Source organism: Streptomyces sp. NPDC059092, from assembly GCF_042756365.1.
Classification (GTDB): Bacteria; Actinomycetota; Actinomycetes; order Streptomycetales; family Streptomycetaceae; genus Streptomyces.
The window spans coordinates 24898-47788 of record NZ_JBHZEJ010000054.1 but is presented as its reverse complement, the minus strand read 5'-3'; the positions used below and the strand labels follow the sequence as shown (position 1 = coordinate 47788).

14 protein-coding genes are annotated in these 22891 nt (G+C 74.6%); 7 read left to right on the top strand and 7 right to left on the bottom strand.

The annotated features are described in order from the left end of the window. Positions 1–61 precede the first annotated feature (61 nt). The 5 genes from ACFXPL_RS26605 to ACFXPL_RS26585 form a co-directional block, all read right to left on the bottom strand. Positions 62–1273 (bottom strand): RNA polymerase sigma factor, encoded by a 1212-nt coding sequence (locus ACFXPL_RS26605; protein WP_384924235.1) that lies wholly within the window; start codon positions 1271–1273, stop codon positions 62–64. A 296-nt stretch (positions 1274–1569) separates the two neighbouring features. Next, positions 1570–3474: a DNA primase gene (dnaG, locus tag ACFXPL_RS26600; protein ID WP_384924233.1), complete on the bottom strand. Its 1905-nt coding sequence runs from the start codon at positions 3472–3474 to the stop codon at positions 1570–1572. A 167-nt stretch (positions 3475–3641) separates the two neighbouring features. After that, positions 3642–4919 carry an NAD(P)/FAD-dependent oxidoreductase gene (locus ACFXPL_RS26595; RefSeq protein ID WP_384924231.1) on the bottom strand — a complete coding sequence of 426 codons (1278 nt, stop codon included), beginning with the start codon at positions 4917–4919 and terminating at the stop codon, positions 3642–3644. A gap of 215 nt (positions 4920–5134) precedes the next feature. Then, positions 5135–6544 carry a deoxyguanosinetriphosphate triphosphohydrolase gene (locus ACFXPL_RS26590; protein WP_384924229.1) on the bottom strand — a complete coding sequence of 470 codons (1410 nt, stop codon included), beginning with the start codon at positions 6542–6544 and terminating at the stop codon, positions 5135–5137. Between the two features lie 25 nt (positions 6545–6569). Beyond that, the gene (locus ACFXPL_RS26585) at positions 6570–7523 is read right to left on the bottom strand and encodes a sirohydrochlorin chelatase (RefSeq protein WP_384924227.1); all 954 of its coding nucleotides are present in this window, start codon (positions 7521–7523) and stop codon (positions 6570–6572) included. Positions 7524–7698: 175 nt separating this feature from the next. Between ACFXPL_RS26585 and ACFXPL_RS26580 the strand changes: the two genes are divergently transcribed. From ACFXPL_RS26580 to ACFXPL_RS26555, 6 genes are all read left to right on the top strand, one after another. Next, on the top strand, positions 7699–8616 hold the full coding sequence (locus ACFXPL_RS26580) for a DUF4132 domain-containing protein (RefSeq protein ID WP_384924225.1): 918 nt from the start codon (positions 7699–7701) through the stop codon (positions 8614–8616). Next, positions 8613–13667 (top strand): hypothetical protein, encoded by a 5055-nt coding sequence (locus ACFXPL_RS26575; RefSeq protein ID WP_384924223.1) that lies wholly within the window; start codon positions 8613–8615, stop codon positions 13665–13667. Before ACFXPL_RS26580 ends, ACFXPL_RS26575 begins: the two co-directional genes overlap by 4 nt. Before the next feature lie 59 nt (positions 13668–13726). After that, entirely contained in the window at positions 13727–14917 is a 1191-nt protein-coding gene (locus ACFXPL_RS26570; RefSeq protein ID WP_384924253.1) for an AAA family ATPase, read from the top strand. Next, a complete protein-coding gene (locus ACFXPL_RS26565; RefSeq protein ID WP_384924221.1) occupies positions 14904–18590 on the top strand; it encodes a DUF5682 family protein in 3687 nt (1228 codons plus the stop codon). The genes ACFXPL_RS26570 and ACFXPL_RS26565 overlap by 14 nt, the downstream gene beginning before the upstream one ends. Further along, positions 18587–20500: a hypothetical protein gene (locus ACFXPL_RS26560; protein WP_384924219.1), complete on the top strand. Its 1914-nt coding sequence runs from the start codon at positions 18587–18589 to the stop codon at positions 20498–20500. The genes ACFXPL_RS26565 and ACFXPL_RS26560 overlap by 4 nt, the downstream gene beginning before the upstream one ends. A 152-nt stretch (positions 20501–20652) precedes the next feature. After that, positions 20653–21483 (top strand): vancomycin high temperature exclusion protein, encoded by an 831-nt coding sequence (locus tag ACFXPL_RS26555; RefSeq protein WP_384924217.1) that lies wholly within the window; start codon positions 20653–20655, stop codon positions 21481–21483. Here the strand turns inward: ACFXPL_RS26555 and ACFXPL_RS26550 are convergent. Both ACFXPL_RS26550 and cutA read right to left on the bottom strand, forming a co-directional pair. Beyond that, the gene (locus ACFXPL_RS26550; protein ID WP_384924251.1) at positions 21467–21904 is read right to left on the bottom strand and encodes a gamma-glutamylcyclotransferase family protein; all 438 of its coding nucleotides are present in this window, start codon (positions 21902–21904) and stop codon (positions 21467–21469) included. The two genes, ACFXPL_RS26555 and ACFXPL_RS26550, sit on opposite strands and share 17 nt — an antisense overlap. A gap of 59 nt (positions 21905–21963) precedes the next feature. Beyond that, positions 21964–22311, bottom strand: a complete 348-nt coding sequence (cutA, locus tag ACFXPL_RS26545) for a divalent-cation tolerance protein CutA (RefSeq protein WP_384924216.1) — start codon at positions 22309–22311, stop codon at positions 21964–21966. A 193-nt stretch (positions 22312–22504) separates the two neighbouring features. Between cutA and ACFXPL_RS26540 the strand changes: the two genes are divergently transcribed. After that, on the top strand, positions 22505–22879 hold the full coding sequence (locus tag ACFXPL_RS26540; protein ID WP_384924214.1) for a hypothetical protein: 375 nt from the start codon (positions 22505–22507) through the stop codon (positions 22877–22879). The last annotated feature ends 12 nt before the right edge of the window (positions 22880–22891 follow it).

Sequence of the window (22891 nt, the reverse complement as noted above, 5' to 3'; positions counted from 1 at the left end):
CGCCGGGGCCGCCGCGGGGCTGATCTGTACGGTCGGTACGGATCCGTACCGACCGTACAGATCAGTCCAGGTAGCCGCGGAGCTGGTCGGCGTAGGCGTGGTCGCGGAGCTTGCTGAGGGTCTTCGACTCGATCTGGCGGATGCGCTCCCTGGTCACGCCGAAGATCCGGCCGATCTCCTCCAGGGTGCGCGGCCGGCCGTCGTCCAGTCCGTAACGTAACTGCACGACCTTGCGTTCGCGCTCGCCGAGCGTGGAGAGCACGGCTTCCAGGTGCTCGCGGAGCAGCAGGAAGGCCGCCGACTCGACGGGGGACGCGGCGTCGCCGTCCTCGATCAGGTCCCCGAGGGCGACGTCGTCCTCCTCCCCCACCGGGGCGTGCAGGGAGACGGGCTCCTGGGCGAGTCTCAGCACCTCCCTGACGCGGTCCGGGGTCAGTTCGAGCTGGGCGGCCACCTCCTCGGGGGCCGGCTCGTAGCCGCGCTCCTGGAGCATCCGGCGCTGGACCCGGACGACGCGGTTGATCAGCTCGACCACATGGACCGGCACCCGGATCGTGCGGGCCTGGTCTGCGAGGGCCCGGGACATCGCCTGGCGGATCCACCAGGTCGCGTACGTGGAGAACTTGTAGCCGCGCGCGTAGTCGAACTTCTCGACGGCCCTGATCAGGCCCAGGTTTCCCTCCTGGACGAGGTCGAGCATGGTCAGTCCGCGGCCGACGTAGCGTTTGGCGACGGAGACGACGAGGCGCAGGTTCGCCTCGATGAGGCGGCGCTTGGCCATTCGGCCGAGGACGACGAGCCGGTCGAGGTCAAGGGCGAGTTCCGAGTCCAGTTCCGTGTCGAGGTCGCTGGCGGCGCTCAGCTTCTCCTCGGCGAAGAGACCGGCCTCGACGCGGCGGGCGAGCTCGACCTCGTCGGCGGCGGTGAGCAGCGGGATGCGGCCGATCTCCCGCAGGTACTGCCGGAAGAGATCGGACGAGGGCCCGCCGGTGTCGGCGCGGCTGCCCCGCCGTGCCGTGGGCTCGGGCACGGGGGGCACCACCTCCACGGGATGTTCGGTGAGGGGTCCGAGGGAATCACGGGACCCGGGGTGCTCGGGTTCGCCGGGCGCCACGGGCGTCCCGGGAACGGCCGTCACCGGGAGGACCTCCTCGGGGAGGGCGGTCTCGGGGTGGTGTGCCGCGCGGCTCTGTGTCGGTACGGCGCCGACGCGTCCGGCGGTGGACACGTCCGGCGCCTCGGCCGGCGTCTCGGTCAGGGTCTGGGTCTGCACGGGGGGCGACCTCCAGGGTGATCGCTGCCGGTTCGGGGGCGTACGGCAGCGGGACGGGGGCGGCCGGGCCGCCTTCCGTCCCGTACACGATGAGCGGATCCGCGGGGGTGAGGTGTCCACAGCGATGGACGGGCCGCGCTCCGAGGACTCAGGCACCGGACCCCAGTGTGGGGCACGGGATATCGCTGCCACGAGGGGCGTGCGGCGACTTTCTGAGTCCGGTCCGTAACCGGGCCGTTACAGGCGTACGGCCGGGGTGGCTCCGGGCCCTCCCGCGGCGGGACGCGGCGCGGCCGTCAGAGGGCTTCCGCGCCGCGGGCGCGCAGCGCCTGACCGTACTGCTGGAGCACCCACAGCTCCTTCTGTACGGCCTCGTACCGCTCCGGGTCGCCCTGGCTGCCCAGTCGGGTCAGCGTGCCCGTGACGTCCTGGATACGGCCGTCCACGGCGCGCAGCCTGACGTGGACGAGCTGCTGCCCCGCGTACACCTCGTCGATGGTCCTGCCCCGGAAGACCTCCACCGCGAGCTCGGTGACCATGGCTCGCACCGTGTCGTTCGGTGCGGCCTCACGGACCCGGGCCAGATACTCGGAGGCGGACTGGAGGCCCGACTCGGCGCCGCCCGCGTCCTCCACCGCGCGGCGCACGGCGGCGTACGGCGGGGCGGTGAACTCGTCCTCCCCGTAGGCGTCGAAGGCCGGGGAGACCAGCTCGGGGCGCTGGAGGGCGAGCTTGAGCAGTTCGCGCTCGGTGCGGTGGGCCGGGCTGCGGAGGGTGAGTGCGGGGCCGGAGGGGGCCTGCCGCCCCTCGGTCTCGTACGGCTGCCGCGTGCGCTGCTCGGGCCCGGCCGACGGGCCCCGGCCGCCGCGGTCGCGCGCCCAGCGGGCCACCTGGGCGACGCGCTTGACGACGAACTGGGTGTCGAGGATCCCGAGGATGCCGGCGAGCTGGACGGCGACCTCGTGCTGCGAAGAGCCGTTCTTGATACGGGCCACGATCGGCGCAGCCTCGTCGAGCGCGGCGGCCCGGCCCGCCGGGGTCTCCAGGTCGTACCGGGAGACGATCTGGCGGATCGCGAACTCGAAGAGCGGTGTGCGCGGTTCGGCCAGGTCCTGGACGGCGGCGTCGCCCTTGGCGAGCCGCAGGTCGCACGGGTCCATGCCGTCGGGGGCGATGGCGATGTAGGTCTCGGCGGCGAACTTCTGGTCGTCCTCGAAGGCACGCAGAGCGGCCTTCTGGCCGGCCGCGTCCCCGTCGAAGGTGAAGATCACCCGGGCGCTGCCGTTGTCCATCAGGAGCCGCCGGAGGATCTTGATGTGGTCGCCGCCGAAGGCCGTGCCGCAGGTGGCGATGGCGGTGGTGACGCCGGCGAGATGGCAGGCCATCACGTCCGTGTACCCCTCGACGACGACGGCGCGGCTGGACTTGGCGATGTCCTTCTTGGCCAGGTCCACGCCGTACAGCACCTGGGACTTCTTGTAGATCGCCGTCTCGGGGGTGTTCAGGTACTTCGGCCCGTTGTCGTCCTCGCGGAGCTTGCGCGCCCCGAAGCCGACGACCTCGCCGGAGATGTCGCGGATCGGCCACATCAGCCGGCCCCGGAAGCGGTCGATGGGGCCGCGGCGGCCGTCCTGGGAGAGCCCGGAGAGCATCAGCTCCTTGTCGGTGAAGCCCTGGCCGCGCAGGAAGCGGGTGAGGTGGTCCCAGCCGACGGGGCTGTAGCCGACGCCGAAGTGTTCGGCGGCCGCCTGATCGAAGCCGCGCTCGGCGAGGAACGTCCGGCCGACGGCGGCCTCGTCCCCGGAGAGCTGTTCGGCGTAGAACCGCGCGGCGATCTTGTGGGCCTCGACCAGCCGCGTACGCTCGCCGCGCTGGCTCGACGGGTTGTACCCGCCCTCCTCGTACCGCAGCGTGACGCCCGCCTGGGCGGCGAGCCGCTCGACCGTCTCGGAGAAGGAGAGATGGTCGATCTTCATCACGAAGGCGATGGTGTCCCCGCCCTCCTGGCAGCCGAAGCAGTGGAAGAGACCCTTGCTCGGACTGACCTGGAAGGAGGGGGACTTCTCGTCGTGGAAGGGGCAGAGCCCCTTCAGATTGCCGCCGCCCGCGTTGCGTAGCTGGAGGTACTCGGACACGACGGCGTCGATCGGGACCGCGTCCCGAACCGCCTTCACGTCGTCATCGTTGATCCTGCCAGCCACGCGTGAATTCTACGGGGACCCACCGACAGCCCCGGACACCCGTCGGCCTCTCCCCCGCCGGATGTCGGGTATCGGACGCCAGGTGCCAGGTGTCGGAGATCGGACGGTATCGGCCGATATCGGGCGTCAGGTGTCGGAGATCGGACGGTACCAGCCGGTATCGGGCGTCAGGTGCCCAGGGAGGCGAGTGGGACGCCCGGGTCGGCGAGGGCCTCCAGATCCTGGCGGGCGCCCGAGCGGATCAGGCGCTGGATGTCCTCGGTGACGTCCCAGACGTTGACGTTCATCCCGGCGAGCACCTTGCGGTCCTTCAGCCAGAAGGCGACGAACTCCCGCTTTCCCGCGTCGCCGCGTACGACCACCTGGTCGTACGAGCCGGGCGGCGCCCAGCCCGAGTACTCCAGGCCGAGGTCGTACTGGTCGGAGAAGAAGTACGGCACACGGTCGTAACGGACGTCCAGGCCGAGCATCGCGCGCGCGGCGGCCGGGCCTCCGTTGAGCGCGTTCGCCCAGTGCTCGACGCGCACCCGGTCGACGGGGAGCTGGGCTCCCCATCCCGGCAGCGGGACGGCGGCCACGTCCCCGGCCGCGAAGATGTCGGGGTCGGAGGTGCGCAGGGAGGCGTCCACCGCGATGCCGCCGCCCGTGGACCGGCCCGCGAGCGTGAGCCCGGCGGCCTCGGCGAGGGCGGTGCGCGGGGCCGCGCCGATCGCGGCGAGCACGTCGTGCGCCAGGTGCTCCTCACCGTCGTCCGTGCGGGCCGCCAGGACCATGCCGTCCTGGCCGACGATCTCGGTGAGCCGGGCGCCGAAGTGGAACCGTACGCCGTGCTCCTGGTGCAGATCGGTGAAGAGCTGGCCCAGCTCGGGGCCGATGACGCGGTGGAGCGGGGTCGCCTCGGGTTCGACGACGGTGACCTCGGCCCCGTAGGCGCGAGCCGCCGCGGCGACCTCCAGGCCGATCCAGCCGGCGCCCGCGATCACGAGATGGCCGTTGTCCCGGCCGAGGGCCGTCAGGACCTGGCGCAGCCGGTCCGCGTGGGCGAGCCGGCGCAGATGGTGGACGCCCGCCAGATCCGTACCGGGGACGTCCAGCCGGTGCGGCTCGGCGCCGGTCGCCAGGAGCAGTTTGTCGTACCGCAGGGAGGTGCCGTCACCGAGATGCACGCACTTGGTGTCGCGGTCCACGGAGGTGACGCTCTGACCGAGGTGCAGCTCCACCTGTGCCTGTGCGTACCAGCCGGGCTCGTGGACGAAGACGCTGTCGCGCTCCTCCTTGCCGGCCAGATACCCCTTGGACAGGGGCGGGCGTTCATAGGGGTGGTCGCGCTCGTCACCGATGAGGATCACCCGGCCGGTGAATCCCTCCTTACGGAGGGTTTCCGCGGCCTTCGCTCCGGCCAGCCCTCCGCCGACGATGACAAATGTCCGATGTGCGTCGACCACTTGATGCCTCCTCTTCGCGCTGCCGCCATCTGTGAGCGTCCCGCACGGAGCGTGATGGCGAAAGAGGGAGCGCTCCACGGGCCTGACTCTCGGCCGGATCCGACCGGATCGACGTGATCCGGTTGGTGTCGTGATCCGGTTACTTCGTACACGCCTTTCGTACACGCCCGCGTCGGAAGGCGTGCGCCATGAGGGGCGCGGGTCGCTCATTCGCCTCAGGCGGGACGGGTCAGTTCGGCGTGGAGGGAACGGGCCGCCGCGTCCGTGAGCGAGGCGATCTGGTCGACGATGACGCGTTGACGCGCCCGGTCGTCGCCGGCGGCGGCGAACAGCGCGCGGAACTGCGGGTCGAGGCCGCGCGGGGCGCGGTCCGTCAGCGCCTGGGCCAGCTCCGCGAGGACGACGCGCTGGTCGGCGCGGAGCACCTCCTGTTCGGCGCGCTGCATGACGTAGCGGTCGGCGACGGCCTTGAGGACGGCGCACTCGTGGCGGGCGGCGCGCGGGACGACGAGTTCGGCGGCGTAACGCGTGAGCGGGCCCAGGCCGTACGTCTGCCGGGTGGCGCCCTCGGCGGCCTCGCAGAAGCGGCCGATGAGCTGGCTGGTGGCGTCCTTGAGGCGGGACTGGGCGAGGGCGGAGCCGTCGTGGCCGTGCGGCCACCACTCCTGTGCCGTGAGCCGGTCGAGGGCGGCGGCCAGCTCGCCCGGGTCGGTGTCCGCCGGTACGTAGCGGCCGATCGCGACCGCCCAGATGCCGCTCCGCTCCGCCTCGGAGGAGAGCGCGACGGGGTCGACGTGGCCGGCTTGCAGGGCGTCCTCGAAGTCGTGGACGGAGTAGGCCACGTCGTCGGACCAGTCCATGACCTGTGCCTCGAAGCAGATCCGGTCCGCCGGGGCGCCCGCGCGGGCCCAGCGGAAGACCGGCAGGTCGTCCTCGTACACCCCGAACTTCGCCGAACCGGGCTGGGTGGGGTGCGCCCCACGCGGCCACGGGTATTTGGTGGCGGCGTCGAGTGCGGCGCGGGTGAGGTTGAGGCCGACGCTGACGAGTTCGCCGCTCTCCGGGGACCGGACGAAACGCTTCGGCTCGATCCGGGTCAGCAGTCTGAGCGACTGGGCGTTGCCCTCGAAGCCGCCGCAGTCGGCGGCGAAGTCGTTGAGCGCCTGCTCGCCGTTGTGGCCGAACGGCGGATGGCCCATGTCATGGGCGAGACACGCGGTCTCGACGAGATCGGGATCGCAGCCGAGGGCGGCGCCCAGCTCGCGGCCCACCTGGGCGCACTCCAAGGAATGGGTGAGGCGGGTGCGGGGGCTGGCGTCCCACTCCTGGCTGCGCGAGCCGGGGGTGACCACCTGGGTCTTTCCGGCGAGCCGGCGCAGGGCGGCGGAGTGCAGCACGCGCGCGCGGTCACGCTGGAACGCGGTGCGGCCGGGGCGTTTGTCGGGCTCGGCGTCCCAGCGTTGGGTGGCGTGGTCGTCGTACGCGCCTGCCAGGGCCGAGAGGTGCGGCGGGGTGATTCCGGTGGTACCCGTACCCGTCCCGGCACCGGTGCCCGTTCCGGTGCTCACGCCTGCTTCGGTGCCCGTGCCCGTGTCCGTGCCTGCGCCTGTGCCTGTTCCTGCCATGCACCGACGGTAACCGGCCCGCTCGCTACGCGGGGGCGAGGAGACGGTGCGCCGTCGTGCCGTTCGCCGTCGTGCCGTTCGCCGTCGCCAGCGCCTCGTCGTAGCGGTGCAGCAGCAGCCGGGCCATCGCGGGGTGCGCGCCGAGCGGGGCGGCGGAGATCCAGGGCGCGTCGGCGGCGCTGCGGGTGGCGAAGTGCCCGGGCGCGGTGAAGTACGACGCGATCGCGGTCCGGTGGCGGCCCCGGGCGGCGAGGGCGCGCAGCGCCTCGGGAACCGTGGGCGAGGCGGCGGAGGCGTACGCGGGCAGGACCGGGACGCCGCCGAGCCGCTCGCTGAGCAGGTCGGCCGTACGGCGGGTGTCGACGGCGGATTGCGGGTCGCGGGACCCTGCGGCGGCCAGGACGACACCGGCTGCGCGGTCGTGCGCGCCGGGGTGGCCGGGGTCCGTATACCAGCCGGCTTCGAGGAGTCGGTCGTACAACGTCTCGACGAGCAGCGGATGCGGGCCGAGCGGGGCCGCTACGCGGGCCCGCAGCCGGGGCGCGGCAGTGGCGGCGAACGCCGGCAGGTCGCGCTTGATGTGGACGCCGCGGCTGAGCAGCAGCGGTACGAGGACGGCCCGGCCGGTGGCGAGGGAAGCGAGGGTGTCGGACAGGAGCGGTGCCTCGATCTCGATGTGCCCGAGGCGTACGTCCACGCCGGGGCGCAGTTCGCGTACCCGGTCCAGCAGCGCCGTGGCGGTGCGCAGGGCGCGCGGGTCGCGGCTGCCGTGGGCCACGACGACGAGGGTGGGGTCTTCCATGCTCCTGCGGGCTCCGTTCCGTGCGACGTGGCTGAGCTGGTGACCGAGCCGGGCGGTGATCCGGCCGAAGAGCTGCGCCGCGCTGTCGGGCAGTGGCGCGGCCCGCGCGAGGCCGGCGGGATGCGGGCCCGGTGGGCTGCCGGGGTGCGGCTGTGGCGGTGGCGGTGGCGGTGGCATGCGGTGGTGCGCACATTCCGTCATGAGCCGATACTGCCGGGCCGGGATTGCCGGGCGGTTGCGTGGCGGTGACGGGGGTTTTCCACCACCTCACAGGCACCCGGCGGGCGTTGTCAGACCCGTCACCTACTGTGATCTCAGTTCGGAAACCAGAGGTCGGGGAGGGGGTCCTGCCGTGGGCTGGATCGAGACGACGGGCGGGTACGCCGTCGCGCTGGACGGCACGAAGGTGGTGTGCCGCAATGCCGCGGGGCGGGCGTTGAAGCAGGTGCCGCCCAAGCTCAGGGACGATGCCGAGGTGGTACGGCTGCGGCAGCTCGCCGAGTGGCTGGAGCGGCACGAGCGGGAGTGCCGGGAGCAGGTGGACGGCTGGCTGGTGCGGTCGCTGCCGGTGCCGGTGGCGTTGCTGGCGCGGGTATGGCCGGACACGGCGTGGCAGGCGGTGCTGCGCGATCTGGTGGTGGCGCCGGTGGCCGCGGACGGTTCGGCGGACACCGCGCGCGCCGGTTTCCTGCGGGACGCGGATCCGGTGCGGGGGCTGGGGATCGTCGATCTGGACGGGGACTCGGTGCGGCTGGACCCGGCGGAGACGGAGACGGTGCTGCTCCCCCATCCGGTGCTCCTCGACGACCTGTCGGAGCTGCGGGAGTTCGCCGCGGAGCTGGGCGTCGAGCAGGGGGCGGAGCAGCTCTTCCGCGAGGTGTGGCGGCGGCCGGACCTCTCGGAGGGCGGAGGGCGTCCCGTCGCGACCGGGGCGACCGGGGCGGAGGTGTGGCGCGCGTACGCCGACGGGAGGTTCGCGCAGCTCCGGCACGCCACGGCCCGCGCGGTCCAGCTCGGCTACCGGGTGCGGGGCGGCCAGGCGATCTGTCCGCTGGTGGAGGACGGCCGCGCTCTGGAGGCGGCGTACTGGCTGGGGGACGACTACCCCGACGGGGAGACCGTGACGGGGGCGCTGGAGTGGCGTGACACGGCGGGACGGCGGCTGCCGCTCGCCGAGGTGGGGCCGGTCGCCTGGTCCGAGGGCGAGCGGATGGCCGCGCTGGTGTACGCGGGCCGCGTGGTCGAGAGCGACGAGGAGAAGGCGCTGTGAGCGACGTACGACCGCCGGAGAATCAGGCTCCGGGCGAGCCGGACGGGTCGGCCGGTCCGGCCGGGAAGCCGGCCAAGGTGCTGCTGGACGCCGGAGGGGTCTTGCCGTACGGGGGCAGCGCGGAGGGCGATGTGCTCACGGCGCGGGCGTACGAACACCCGGCGCTGGACGGGCGCGCGGTGGTCCGGCTGGTGCCCGAGGCGATCGGGGCCGCAGAGGATCTGTCGCTGGAGTACCTGGGGTTCGGCGCGGCGGAGGCGGAGCCGGTCGGCCGGGTCAGGCGGCAGTCGCTGGGCTTCCCCGCCTGGGCGCTGGTCAACGACCCGGGCAACGGGCACCACGCGCTCGCCGTGGTCAAGGAGATGGAGCGGCTGACCCGGCTCGTCGCCACCAAACCCGGGCTGGCGAAGGAGGGGTTCGACGAGATCGGCGAGCGGCTCGACCGGTCCGTCCCGCACTTCCTGCCCACCTACTACGAGCAAGTGGCGCGGCTCTTCCTGGGCGTCGAGTCCCGTCAGCACGCCTCGGTGTTCTTCGGCAAGGCGCGGGCGGCGGAGCAGCGGCACGCGCTGGAGGTGGACGAGAAGCGGCTGCGTGAGGTGTTCCTGGAGTTCGCGGGGGCGGGCGCGCTGAGTGGCAAGGCGCTGCGTGAGCACGCGAGGGCGCTGACGGTCCGGCTGTCGCCCGCGGAGGCGTACGGACAGTTCCGGGCGGTCTCGCTGGAGCGGTGCGCGGCAGGACTGCCCCCGTACGCGGGGATGCTGGAGGATCTGCGGCGGCTCGCGAAGGGCGCGGGACTGGACGCGGCGGCCGAGGAGCGGTCGCTGCTCCAGGAGATCATCCACACGGGCCCGATGAACAGGGCGGCCGCGAGCTTCTGGAAGTCGGCGCTGCCCGCGCTGGCCGCCGTCGCGGCCGAGGACCGCTCGGTGCGGGAACGGCTACTGGCGCTGACGCCCACCTCGGGCGGTGACCGTCCGGAGGAGTTCGACGCCTCCTGGCTGGAGTTGCTGGACCGCTGCGGCGCGGTCGGCCTCCTGGTGCACGGGACGGTTCCGGCCGCCGAGTGGCTGTCGGCGTGGGCCGGGCACCGCGGGCGCGGCTGGCGTGACACGCGGCGGATTCCCGCCGAACTGGCCCTGGTGGAGCGGCTGGTGGACCGGCTGGTGGCGGACGGCACGCCGGTGCGGCTGCTGAGGAACCACGGACGGCGTGTCAGGGCGGACCTGGATCTGCTCGACGCGTGTCTGGCGTGGGGTGTGCCCGTCACCGGTCCCACCGAGGACGACCGCCGCCTCCACCTCGGCGAGTGGCTGTCCGACCGGTCCGAAGGGGCCAGGGACCTGGCGGCGCTGGCCGCCGACCCCCGGTTCGCCCCGCTGCTGCGGGCCGGTGTGGAGGAGGCCGCGGAGACTGGGGACGCCACGGAGCGGCTCGCCGGGATCGCCGCCCACCCGGCGTTGCGCACGGCGCTGGCGGGGTGGCTCGGTGACCGGGCCGACGATCTCTCGCGGCCCTTCGGACTGCCGGAGCTGGACGACCTGTTGGGGCGGCTGAGCCGCTTCTCGTCGCACCAGGTGCTGGCCACCGCGCCGGAGGCGGTCGCCCGGATCACGGCGGTCTCGCCCGCCCCCGCCCTGGCGAGGACGCTGCGCGCGGGCATTCTGGACGAGTTGGGCTGGCCCGCGCTGGAGGAGGCCCTGCCGGGACTCGGCAAGGTCGAACCGAAGACGTCGGGCCGGCGGTACAGCTACGGGGCGGACACCTGGTACCGGGTGGGGGACGCGTGGCCCGCCCTGGTGGTGCGCCTCAACTCGGAGGCCGTGGCGGTGGGGCCCACCGAGGTCGTCGACCGGCGGACCCTCACCCTGCCGACCGCGTCGTCCCGCGCCTGGAACGGGGCGACGGTCCACTACGTGGGCGGCCAGTGGCTGGTCGTCCACGGGCACGGCGACGACCGGCGGGCCGTGTGGTCAGGGCGTCCGGCCGAAGCCTTCAAGCCCGCGGGCGGGCTGTCCGACCACTGGTCGGACAGCCAACCGTCGTTCGAACTGCCCGACGGCGGGCGCTGCTACGGCGGCCGGCCGGTGTACGTGGGCGACACCTCGTTCGCGTCGGAGCGCCGCCCGGTCGCCTCGGACGGCATCTCCGTCTGGGTGCTGCACGCGAACCAGTGGTGGGAGTACGACCCGGAGTCGGCCCGCAGGGGCCGGATCTCGGTGCCGGGCTTCTTCGACGGGGCGCTCACGGGCGGCGGTGTACAGCTGGTGGAGCACGCGTGCCGGCTGCTTCCCGTGCAGCCCGGTCAGGAGTCCTCGCCGTTCGGCACCAAGGACGGGCTGCTGGGGTGGCGGGTGGCCTACGACCCCAAGGCGGGGACGGTGACGGCCTGTTCGGTGGACGGCAGCCGCAGCCCGGCCGTGCCGCTGCCGACGGGCACGCTCCCCGGGTATGCCCGCGCCGGACTTCCTGTGCCGCCGCTGCGGCTGCCCGGTGGCGCCGTACTGCACCCTCGGGAGACGACCGGATACCACTCCCGGATCGATCTGTACGACGCCGGGGGCGTCCATCTCGCCAAGGTGGAAGCGGGCGGCCGGGGCGGTGTCCACGCCGCCGGGACCCCGCTGGTGCCGCCGCTGGACCACTGGCACGCCCTGCGCCCCCGTGACGAACGGGGCTCGGCCGCGCTGCGCGTGGTGACCGACGAGGACGCGGCGGCGCTGCTGGCCGCGGTCGGTGAGGGAACGCACGCCGAGACGGAGACGAAGGCCGAGGTGGCCGTGCGCGAACTGCTGCCCGGAATCACCCACCCGGCGCTGGCGGCGGGCGTCGCCGGGCTGCTGGTGGAGGCGGCGCGCCAGGGCAGGCGCGTACGGACCCTCGCGGCGCGGGCCGCGAAGGACGGCTCGGACGCGCGGCGGAAGCCGGAGGTGCTGCACGCTTTCGACGCGGTGCTGAACGAGGCGTTCAGCGGTTTCGTCCTGAACCCGTACTCCCACTACTGGTTCACGTCGCGGGAGAACGCGGCGGTCCTCGAACAGGTCCGGCTCATGCGCGAGATGACTGCGCCGGAGGCGGCCCCGGGGCGTACCGCTCTGAAGGAGACCAACGTGGGGTGGGCGACGCTGGGCGGGGTGGGCATGGCCGCACTCGCGGTGCGCGCCGCCTCGCCCCGTACGGACGAGAAACAGCGCGCCGCGCTGCTGGAGTTCCTGGACGCGGCACTCTCCGTGGAGGCCGCGGGCTCCTCGGCCCCCGGAACCGCCGGAGGCGAGGACGCTGGTGACGCCCTGCTGATCGACCCGCGCGGCCGGTTGCGCACCGCCGAACTGCGTACCCCGGCGAAGGGGGACGGGAAGGCGACCCGCGGAGAGGTACGGCACGCGGGGGCGAGGCGGCTGCTGGTCCTCGGCCATGTGCGCGACGACGGCGAGAACGCGTTCTGGCATGCCGTCGAGTACGACCCTTCGGGGGCCTTCGGCGGCTGGGACGGCTCCACGATCGCGGCGTCCGAAGTGCTGGGCACGGCCGACGACCCGGCGCGGGCGCCCGTGATACGTCGTCTGGTGGAGCTGGTGCGGGAGCGCGGGCCGCTGCCGTACCGGCCGGAGTGGGCCCTGGACTTCGCGGACCGGGTGGGGACGACCAGCGTCGCCGCCGCTCTGTTCCAGCTCGGCTCCCCCGGGCTGGGCGGCTACCAGGGCAACGGCATCCTGACCGCCGAGTATCTGGAGCCGCTGGCCGCGAAAAGCGCCGAGGCCCAGGTGGGGCGCGCCGCGCTGGGCGCGCTGAGCACGGAGGAGCTGAGCGCGTACACCGCGCTGCTGCTGCCAGGCGATCCGGCGCGGGTGGCGGAGCTGTGGACGGACGGCTTCGCGGCGGAGCCGGCGGCGGACGCGTGGATCGCCGCGCGCGGCCGGCGGCGGGCGATGCCGGCGTCGCTGATCCGGCGGATGGTGGCCGAGGACGGCGGCGGCGCGGCGGTGAGCGACGCGCTCAACCCGGAGCTGCTGGACGCGCTGTCGGGCCGTACCGAACAGCGCATGGTGGACGGCGAGCTGAAAGCGACCGAGCCGCACCGGCTGCTGACGGGCAAGGTGTTGCACGAGTTGGTCGACGCGGTGCGCTGGCTGGCGTACCGGCTGCCGTACGGGGACCCGCTGCGCGCCGTCCTGCCGACGACGGTACGCATGGTGCGCCAACGGCTCGCCGACCCGGGTCTGCTGCTGCGCCTGGGCGTCGACCGGGACTCGGCGTGGGATCCGGTCGCGCCGCGGCTGCGCGAGGCCCACGGGGTGGCACCGAAACGCGGGGCGGACGAGAAGGAGCTGTTCGAGCTGACCCCGGCGCTGGTGCTGACACCGGAGCGGTACAGCAGGGGCGGGGATGAGATCTGGGTGCGCCCGGCGGCCGTCCTCCCGGCGGCCTGGGCGGCGGGCGGGTCCGGCGATACGGAGGTGGGCGGGCCCGACCATCCCGATCTGAAGCTGCTGGCGGCGACGGCGGACCACGCGCCCGGGCTGGCGGCGCTGCGGGCGGTGCTGAGCGAGGAGTTCATGGAGCTGGCCTCGGCCGACGGCGCGCCGGGGGCGCAGCAGAATCCCTGCCACAGCGTGCCGGAGCTGGTCGCGGAGGCGGTCGAGCGGTTCGGACTCTCGCAGGACGCCGCGGCGCTCTATCTGATGCTGCTCGCGCTGCCCGATCCGACCGACCGGAATCAGACCGCCTGGACCGGCTGGAAGCCCGCCCGGATGAAGAAGGCGCGGGCCGAACTGGCCGCCACCGACCTGGTGGTGGAGGCCAAGAGGGCCAGGGCGGGGCGGTCGTTGTTCCTGCCCGGGGGCTGGCTGGAGGCGCACGCGCCGCGGCTGCCCTCGGAGAGCTGGAAGACGGCGCTGTCGGCCTCGGACATATCGGGGTTCGTGGTCGGCCACCGGCCGGTGGAGCGGATGTTCGAGGCGGCGTGGCGGCGGGTCACCGAGGGGGACGTGCCGGGTTACGAGGAGTTCCAGGGCCGCGGCGGCCGCGGCCGCCGGGGAGGCCGGCGATGACGGACGCGGCGACGGGCGGCGTGGGTTCGGACAAGGGCACGGAGAGGGACGGCGGGGAGATGGGTACGGAGAGCGGCGTGACCGTGGGGGCCGGGGGCGTGCGGCAGGCGGTGCCGGGTCCTCGGGCGGGGCGGCAGGTGGAGCTTCCGGAGGACCGTTACGCGGCGGAGCTGGCGTTCCTGGCGGCGTACGACACCGGACCGCGACCGCCGAGCTGGCGGCTGACGCCGCGCGCGGTGGTGCTGTTCGTCTGCGGCTCGGGCGGCGAGCCGCTGCGGTCCCCGGACGGCGAACAGCTCGTCGTCCCGGGCAAGTTCGTGGGCGACCGGTCGCTGGTGGAGCGGTGCGTGGTGACGCTGGCGGGCGAGCGCGGGCTGCTGCTCGTCGGTGAACCGGGCACGGCCAAGTCGATGCTCTCCGAACTGCTGGCCGCCGCCGTCTGCGGCTCCAGCACGCTCACCGTGCAGGGCACCGCGGGCACCACCGAGGACCAGCTCCGGTACGGCTGGAACTACGCGATGCTGCTGGCCAAGGGCCCGAGCAGGGACGCCCTGGTGCCCTCCCCGGTCCTCATGGCCATGACGCGGGGCGCGGTGGCCCGGGTCGAGGAGGTCACCCGCATGCTGCCGGAGGTGCAGGACGCCCTGGTGTCGCTGCTCTCCGAGCGCCGGATGTCGGTGCCCGAACTGGCGGGCGGGGACGGCGCGGAGGGGACGGTGCACGCGGTGCCCGGCTTCGCCCTGATCGGCACGGCCAACCTCCGTGACAAGGGAGTCTCCGAGATGTCCGCCGCGCTGAAGCGGCGGTTCAACTTCGAGACGGTCGGCCCGATCGACGATCCGGAGGCCGAGACGGCGTTGGTGCGCGCCCAGGCGACGGCGGCGCTGGAGCGCGGCGGCGCGGAGCTGCTGGTGGACGACACGGTGCTCGAAGCGCTGGTGACGGCGTTCCGGGAGCTGCGGACCGGCCGGAGCGCGGAGGGGTGGGAGATCGAGCGCCCCTCGACGGTGATGTCGACGGCGGAAGCGGTCCACGTGGCCACGTCGATGGGGCTGGGCGCGGCCTACCTCGGCGAGGGCCGGGATGTCGTACGGACCCTGCCGGGCCATCTGCTCGGCACCGTACGCAAGGACGACCCGGCCGACCACGCGCGACTGCTGGGGTACTGGGACGGCCCCGTCCGGCGCCGTGCGGAGGCGGGGGCTCCGCTGTGGCGGACGCTGTGGGAGCTGCGCGATGAGCTGGGCTGAGGCGGGGGTCAGGGGCGCGCTGGACGCGCTCGCCGGGTGCCGGGAGCCGTATCTGGTCGGGGTACGGCACCACTCCCCGGCGCTGGCGGCGGCCGTGCCGGCGATGCTGGCGGAGGCGGCGCCGGAGGTGCTGTTCGTGGAGCTGCCGGAGGAGTTCGGGCCGTGGCTGCCGTATCTCGCCGATCCGGAGACGGTGCCGCCGGTCGCGCTGGCGGGCGCCACGGGCCGTTCGGGCACACCGGGTGGCTCGGGCGACGGGGTGGGCGAGGGCCTGGTGTTCCTGCCGTTCGCGGAGTTCTCGCCGGAGCTGGCGGCGATCCGCTGGGCTCGGGAGGCGGGGGTGGAGGTCGTCGCCTTCGACCTGCCGCTGACGGCGCGCGTACCGGGACACGGCCGGAAGGCGGAAGGGGCAGCGGAAGAAGCAGAGACGGGGGAGCGTGAACGGGGAGCCGGTCCGGTTCCCGGTACGCTCACCGCCGCGTTGCGGGCGCGGGCCGGGGGACGGCCTGGCGACGACCTGTGGGACCGGCTCGTCGAGGCCGCGGCCCCCGGCTCCGGCGCGGAGGCGCTGCGCCGGGCCGCGCTGCTGGCCGGCTGGGCGCTGCGGGCCGACGCGGGCGCGGTGGACCCGTACGACCTGCGGCGTGAGGCGAACATGCGGCGTCGGCTGGCCGAGCACGGGGGCCGCCGTACGGCCGCCGTGATCGGCGCGTTCCACGCGCCCGCGCTGCTGCCGGGCGGCGCCGGGGCGAACGGGGCGTACGGAGCGGACACCGATGGGGCCGTGGAGGGCGCGGCGGGGGGCGCGGGCGCCGGGGAAGTGGTCACCTCGCTCGTGCCGTACACGTACGCGCTGCTGGACGAGCGGTCCGGTTACCCGGCGGGGATCCGGGATCCGGAGTGGCAGCGCGGGGTGTTTCTCGCCGGCGGGGACCGGGCGCTGCTGGATGACCTGCTGACGGCGAGCGCGGTACGGATCTGTGCGGCCGTACGGGACGCCGGGCATCCGAGCGGGCCGGTGGACACCCGTGAGGTCGTCCGGGTCGCCAGGGATCTGGCGGCGTTGCGCGGGCTGCCCGCCGCCGGGCGCGGGGAGCTGGTGGAGGCGGTGCAGACCGTGCTCACCCAGGGGCGACTGCTCGGGCGGGGCAGGGCCGTGGCCGCCGCCATGGAGAAGGTCCTGGTCGGCTCACGGCAGGGCAGGACGGCCCCCGGCACTCCGCGCTCGGGGCTGGGGCCGGCTGTCGAGGCGCTGCTCGGCGCGTTGTCGCTGCCGGCCCCGGGCGACCCGGGCCGCCGTGAGCTGCGCCTCGACGGGCACCGCGGCGCGCTGGACCGGCGCCGGGAGGTGTGTCTGCGCCGGCTGGCCGCCTGCCGGGTCCCGTACGGCGAGGAGGGCGAGGTGGCGGGCGTGGGCGAGGCGGCCCCGCTGACCACACGCTGGGTGGTGGCCTGGACTCCGTCGACGGCCGCGGTGCTCGACCTGGCGGGCGTGCACGGGGTGACCCTCGATCAGGCGGCTGCCGGGGTGCTGCGCAGACGGCGTGCGGCGGAACGGAGCGCGGGCGGGCCGACGGCGGCCGAGGTGCTGGCCGGTCTGACGGAGGCGGCGCGCTGCGGCCTGCCCGGGTTGGCGTCGGAGCGGCTGGCGGAGACGGCCGGTCTGCTGCCGGAGTCCGGCACCCTGCCCGAACTGCTGGCGGGTCTCGCTCTGTTGGACCGGATCAGGTCGGGCCATCTGCCGGGGCTGCCGACCGGGTGGGAGCGGGCGGCGCTCGACGCGGCGTACGAGGAGCTGGCCACGGCCGGAGTGCGGGCGCTCGACGGACTGGCGGGCTCCACGGACCCGGCGGACGCGCGCGCGTTGGTGTCCCTGGCGGACCGGGCGACCGCGACGCTCGGCGCCGGCGCACCGGGAGGCGGTGGGGGACTGCGGCTCGACGCGGCACTGCGGCGGCTCGACACCGAGGGAACACCGCTGATCCGGGGCGCGGCGGGGGCGGCCCGGGTGCTGCTGGGACTGCGGGGGGTGACGGAGTTCGGCGTGCGCGTGGCGTCCCGGGTGGACGGCGCGACCACGCCCTCGCTCCGCGCCGATCTGGCGGGTTTCCTGCGCGGAACGCTGCTCGCGGCGGGCCCGCTGCTGGAGACGGGCCGTGCGCTGGACCCGCTGCTGGAGCGGGTCGAGTCGCTGCCCGACCGCGCCTTCCTCGACCGGCTTCCCGCGCTGCGGGCGGGGTTCGACATCCTCTCCCCCGCCGCCAGGTCCCGTCTGCTGGGCGCGGTACGGGACCGTACGGGCCTCGCCACGGGCACCCTCCCGTCGGCCTTCTCCGACCCTGCGGCGCTCGCCCTCCTCGCCTCGGCCGACCTGGCGGGCCGGGAGGCCCTGGCTGCAAGGGGATGGGGCGGTACGACTACGGAGACCGGGGTGCCGGCGGCGGAACAGGGCGCGGCGACCGGGATGCCGGGGCGAGGGTCTTCCGTGGCCACGGGGCTCGCCGCGGTGGGCCCCTCGGAGGGCGCCGCAGCGGGTGCGGAGCCGGCTCTTGGCGCCGGTGACCGGTGGCGGTTGCTGCTCGGCAAGGGGCGGGGGCTGGGCGGTCACGCCGGACGGATCGCCGGGGCGCTCGACGAGTTGTACGGGTACGGGCGCGGCGAGGGCTCCCGGAGTGAGGAGCGGACCGGGGGCGGAGAAGGCAACGGGGGCGGGAACGGGAGCTCGTACCCCGATGTGCGGTCCTGGTCGGAGGAGCTGTCCGCGCTGTTCGGGCCCGGCGTACGCGAGGAGGTGCTCGCCGCGGCCGCCGACGCGGGCCGGCTCGACGCCGCCCTCGAACTCGACCCGGCGGCGGCCCGGCCCTCGGTGGAGCTGCTGCGTACGGTCCTGTCGTACGCGGGCGGTCTCCCCGAGCAACAGCTCGCCCGGCTGCGGCCGCTGGTGGCGCGGCTGGTCGCCGAGTTGACCGAGGCGCTCGCCACCAGGATGCGCCCCGCGCTGACCGGGCTGGCGCATCCGCGCCCGACCCGCCGTCCCGGTGGCCCGCTGGATCTCTCCCGTACGCTGCGCGCCAATCTGGCGACGGCCCGCCGGGACGCGGAGACCGGCGCCGTGACGGTCCTGCCCGAACGGCCCGTCTTCCGTACCCGGGCCCGTAGGTCGGCGGACTGGCGGCTGATCCTGGTCGTGGACGTCTCGGGTTCGATGGAGGCGTCCACGATCTGGGCCGCGCTCACCGCCTCCGTCCTGGCCGGGGTCCCGGCGGTCAGTACCCATTTCATCGCGTTCTCCACCGAAGTGATCGATCTGACCGACCAGGTGGAGGACCCGCTGAACCTGCTGCTGGAGGTCCGGGTCGGCGGGGGCACGAACATCGCGCGCGGACTGCGGCACGCCCGTGAGCTGATGACCGTGCCGTCCCGCACGCTGACCGTGCTGATCAGCGATTTCGAGGAGGGCGGCCCGGTCTCCCCGCTGCTCGCCGAGGTACGGGCGCTGGTCGACTCCGGCTGTCGTGTCCTGGGCTGCGCCTCGCTGGACGACGAGGGACGGCCGCGCTATTCGGCCGGCGTGGCGGGCCAGTTGGTGGGGGCGGGCATGCCGGTCGCGGCGCTGAGCCCCCTGGAGCTGGCCCGCTGGGTCGGCGAACAAGTAGGAGGGACACACCGATGACGGACTCCGCCACTGGCCCCGCGACGGCCGCGGCCGTACCGGCACCCGCGGCCGTACTGCCGCCCGTGGCCGCCGAGGTGGCGGCCGGGGCGCTCGATCTGCTGCCCGCCCGGCTGCGCAAACGGGTGGACGGGGCGGTCGCGAAGTCGGCCGGCTGGCCGGTGGAGGCCACCCTTGAAGGTGTCCTCGTCCGGGTCGCGGAGGACACCGCCGTCACGCTGCGGATGACGGGCGGGATCGTCGCCGACGCGGAGAGCGCGGTGTGCGACTGCCTGCTGGCCCCGGCCTGTCTGCACCGCGCGGCTGTTCTGTCCAGAGCCCCCCTCGCCCTGGACGGCGAGACGGCGGGAGCAGAGGGAACAGGGGCGGAGGTGGCCGAGGCGGCGAAGGCCGGTGCGGCAGGCGGGGCCGGTGAGGCGGTCAGGGTCAGTGCGACAGGCACGGGCGATGCGGCAGGCGGGGCCGGTGGCGTAGGTGACAGCGGTGCGGCAGGCGGGGCCGGTGAGGCAGGTGGGTCTCCGCTCACCGCCGTCCAGGCCGGGGCGCTGCGGGCCCTCCGCGATGCCGCGACCGCCGTGCTCGTCTCGGGTGTCGCCGGGTCCGGCGCCGTGCACCGCGCCGAGTTGCTGCACGCCGCGCACTCCGCGCGCCTGGCCGGGCTGTCCCGGCCCGCCGCGACCGCCGTCCGGATCGCGCGGCAGCTCGGTGAGGCCCGCTCCGACGATCCGGCGTTCCGGCTCTCCGCGCTCTCCGGCGAACTCGCCGAACTGCTCGATCTGGTGCGCCGCCCCGCCGACGCGACGGCGCCCGCCCGCCGCGACTACCGGTCCGAGGGGCCGCTGCGGCTGTACGGGCTGTTCACCGAGCCCGTCGTCACGGCGTCCGGATACGCGGGCGCGACCGTGTACGCGCTCGCCCCGGACGGCTCGCTCCGTACCCGCTCGGACGTGGCGCCTGGAGGGCCCGGCCGGGCCCTCCAGGCGTCGGGGACCCCACTGCCCGGCGGCTGCGCCATCACCCTGCGGGAGCTGGGCGACGGCGGCGGGGTGATCCTGACCTCGCCGACCGTCTCGCCGGACGGGCGGATCGGCGGGGGCGGGCAGGTGCGTTCCGTACGGGCCGAGGGGGCGGGGTGGCGGGAGGCGCCGCTCGCCGCACTCTGGGAGCGGGCACCGGCGGCGCAACTGGCTGCGGCGCTGGCCTGGTTGGCCGAGCCTCTCGACTCCCGTGGCGCGGGCGGCGATCTGCTCTTCCTCGACGGTACCGTCACCGGCCCGGAGCACCGCGGCGCGGGCGCGGGGTTCGCCGTGTCCGGTGGGCCCGTCCTGCGGCTGGCGGCCCCGGACGAGCGACCGGAGCTGCCGTACGCGGAGAACCTGGCGCTGTTCGCCACGCGCCCCGGGCTCGCGCTGCGGCTCGTCGCCCGGGTCGTACCGGACCGCCCGGACCTCGTGCACGTACTGGCCGCGTCCTGGACGGGCCACGACGGGGAGCCCGTCCGCGCGGATCTGGGGCTGCGTCGGCTCAACCGCTCGCATCTCCCCGCCGTAAGGGACGCGCGGCCCGGGCCGTCCTCGCCGGCCGCGCGGCCGGCGCTCCCCGTCGAGCTGGATCTGCTGCGCCGGGCCGTGGACCGCGCGGTGGCGGGCGGGCGCGCGGTGTCCGCCGCCGCGGTGGAGGACGAACTCCCCCGCCGGCTGCGGGCCGTGGGCCTGACCACCGGCGCGGAGCGCGCCCTCGCCCTGGCCGAGGCCGCGGCGGACCGCCGCCATGACGTGCTGGGCCGGCTGCTCCCCGCCGATCCCGAGGGCTTCGCCCTGGCCTGGCTCGCGGCGTCGGTCTACACGGCGGCGGCGACCGAGGCGCTGCTGCTGGCGGCCTGGTCACCGCCGGAGATACCCGTCGGCTGATCAGGCCGGGAGCGCTTCCGCACACCTCCGCCACCGGCCACCGGACCCGCACCGGGACATCAGGGCGGTACGCGAACCATTCGGCGCCGCTGATCGTCGTACAGGAAGGTGGCCGCTCGGACCCACCGGGCCGGGACCACTCGGGAGGGACCATGCCGCTGCCCAGACCTGCGAAGGCGCCGAAACCACTGACGGCGTGGGCGCCGAAGGCGCTGAGACGGTGGAAGGCTCTGCTGGGTGAGCCGCGCCTGCGGCGACGGCGTGCCGTGCAGGCTGCCATGCTCGTCTGCGTGTTCGCGCTGGCCCCGGCGAGCTGGACGTACGCGGTCGCGGACGGCCGGGTCCGTACGGTGGCGGACGCCCCGGCCAGGGACGTCGCCATGGTCTTCGGCGCCGGGCTGCGGGAGGGCCGGCCGACGCCGTATCTCGCCCACCGGCTGGACGCGGCCGCCGCGTTGTACCGCGCGGGCAAGGTGAAGGTCGTGCTGGTCACCGGTGACAACAGCAGGGTGGAGTACGACGAGCCCGACGCCATGCGCGGCTACCTCGTGGCGCGCGGCGTGCCCGACCGGCGGATCGTCAGCGACTACGCGGGGTTCGACACCTGGGACTCGTGCGTACGGGCCAAGAAGATCTTCGGGGTCGAGCGTGCGCTGTTGGTGACGCAGGGCTTCCATGTCCGGCGCGCGGTGGCGCTCTGCGGGACGGCGGGGATCGAGGCGTACGGCGTCGGGGTCGCGGAGCCCCGCGACACGACGTGGTACTACGGCGCGGTACGGGAGATCTTCGCCGCCGGGAAGGCGGCGGCCGACGCCGTCACGGACCGGCAGCCCACGTTCCTCGGGCCGGTCGAGCCGGGGGTGGCGGAGGCCCTGGACCACGCCCGGACCCGGAGCGGCGCCACGGGGGCGCCCGCCACGGAAACAGGCGCTACGAGAACGGGCCCCAAGAGGACAGGAGGGGACGTCACGGATCCACAGTGAGGTGCGCGATCCAGTCGCCGCCGGCGATGAGCCGCCCCCGGCGCCGCAGTTCGCGCGCCACCCGGGGCGCCGCGCAGTACACCCAGGCCCGGGCCGTGGTGCCGTCGGCGCGCAGGACGTCGCGGGCGGTCCGCTCGTACAGATTACGCGGATCACCCGGCGCCCCGAACCCCTCCAACTCGTCCAGCACCGCGAGCAGTTCGCCGTACACGTCGTCCTCCGCCGTCACCAGCTCACCCACGACGACCGGGCCTGGGCCGTTCACGGGGCCTGGGTCCTCGACCGCGTACGGGTAGCCGGGCCCTTCGTACAGCAGCGCCCCCGTCAGCCGGGCCAGCTCCTCGCGGACCGTACGGCCGCGCGGGAACAGGCCGTGGTTGTGCTCGCCGCACCGCAGCGTGCCGTAGACGAAGAACGGCAGCCGCCCCTCGGACGCGCCGCCGAACGGGACATCGCCGCACGGGTCCGGTGCGACCGCCGTCACGCTCCGGTGGTCTCCGCTGTGAGCCACGCCAGATACTCCGCGCTCCCCCGCACCACCGGCGTGGCGATGATCTCGGGCGTGTCGTAGTCGTGGGCGGCCCGGAGATGCCCTTCCAGCGCGTCGTAGCGGTCCGCGGTCGTCTTGAAGAGGATCTGCCACTCCTCAGCGGTCTCGACCGTGCCCCGCCAGCGGTAGACGGAGGTGACCGGCGCGGAGATCTGCGCGCAGGCGGCGAGCCGCGCCTCGATCACGCCACGGGCCAGCTCCTCCGCCTTGCCGGCGCCGTCGGTCGTGGTCAGCACGGTCAGATACTCGGGAGACGAAGGTGAAGGGGGCAAGGGCACGGACGGGACTCCTTCGCGGGCGCGGGCACGGGCGTGGATCGGCCGGCGTGTTCCGGTACATTCCGGCACGTTCCGTGGCGTCAGCCGCCCCGTACGGTACGTACCTGACACACCCACCGGTGGTACCACACCTCCGGCCCCGCCCGCACCTCCCATCTCTCCCCCGCAAGGCCGTCCGGCATACGGTGAGGGTATGACGCCCCCCTCACCGCTGCTTGTGACCGAGGTCGACGGGCGGCCCGCCACCGCCGACGACCTGCGGTTGCGCGCGCTCGACTCGTACGGGCACTTCACCGCCCTCCAGGTCAGGAACGGCAGGACCCGCGGCCTCGCCCAGCAACTCGCCCGGCTGGATTCCGCGACCCGGGAGCTGTTCGGCACCGGGCTCCCCTCCGAGCGCCGTGAGGTCACTCTCGCGGGGCTCTCCTCGTACCGGGCCGCCTTCGTCACCAACTCGATCGGGATCGCACCGGTCGCCCGGATCGACGGAACGGTCCTGCCGGGTGACGAGGCACTGCTCAAGACGGTGCGCGAGGTGTACGAGGGCGTGGCGTGGGACCGGATCTGAGGCACGGCGGGC

What these genes read in the sequence shown, in the direction of transcription:
- ACFXPL_RS26555 (WP_384924217.1), top strand. Translation starts at nt 20,653, where the DNA reads ATGCCGCTGCCCAGACCTGCGAAGGCGCCGAAACCACTGACGGCGTGG.
- ACFXPL_RS26565 (WP_384924221.1), top strand. Translation starts at nt 14,904, where the DNA reads ATGAGCTGGGCTGAGGCGGGGGTCAGGGGCGCGCTGGACGCGCTCGCC.
- ACFXPL_RS26540 (WP_384924214.1), top strand. Translation starts at nt 22,505, where the DNA reads ATGACGCCCCCCTCACCGCTGCTTGTGACCGAGGTCGACGGGCGGCCC.
- ACFXPL_RS26585 (WP_384924227.1), bottom strand. Translation starts at nt 7,523, where the DNA reads ATGCCACCGCCACCGCCACCGCCACAGCCGCACCCCGGCAGCCCACCG.
- ACFXPL_RS26570 (WP_384924253.1), top strand. Translation starts at nt 13,727, where the DNA reads ATGGGTACGGAGAGCGGCGTGACCGTGGGGGCCGGGGGCGTGCGGCAG.
- ACFXPL_RS26590 (WP_384924229.1), bottom strand. Translation starts at nt 6,544, where the DNA reads ATGGCAGGAACAGGCACAGGCGCAGGCACGGACACGGGCACGGGCACC.
- ACFXPL_RS26560 (WP_384924219.1), top strand. Translation starts at nt 18,587, where the DNA reads ATGACGGACTCCGCCACTGGCCCCGCGACGGCCGCGGCCGTACCGGCA.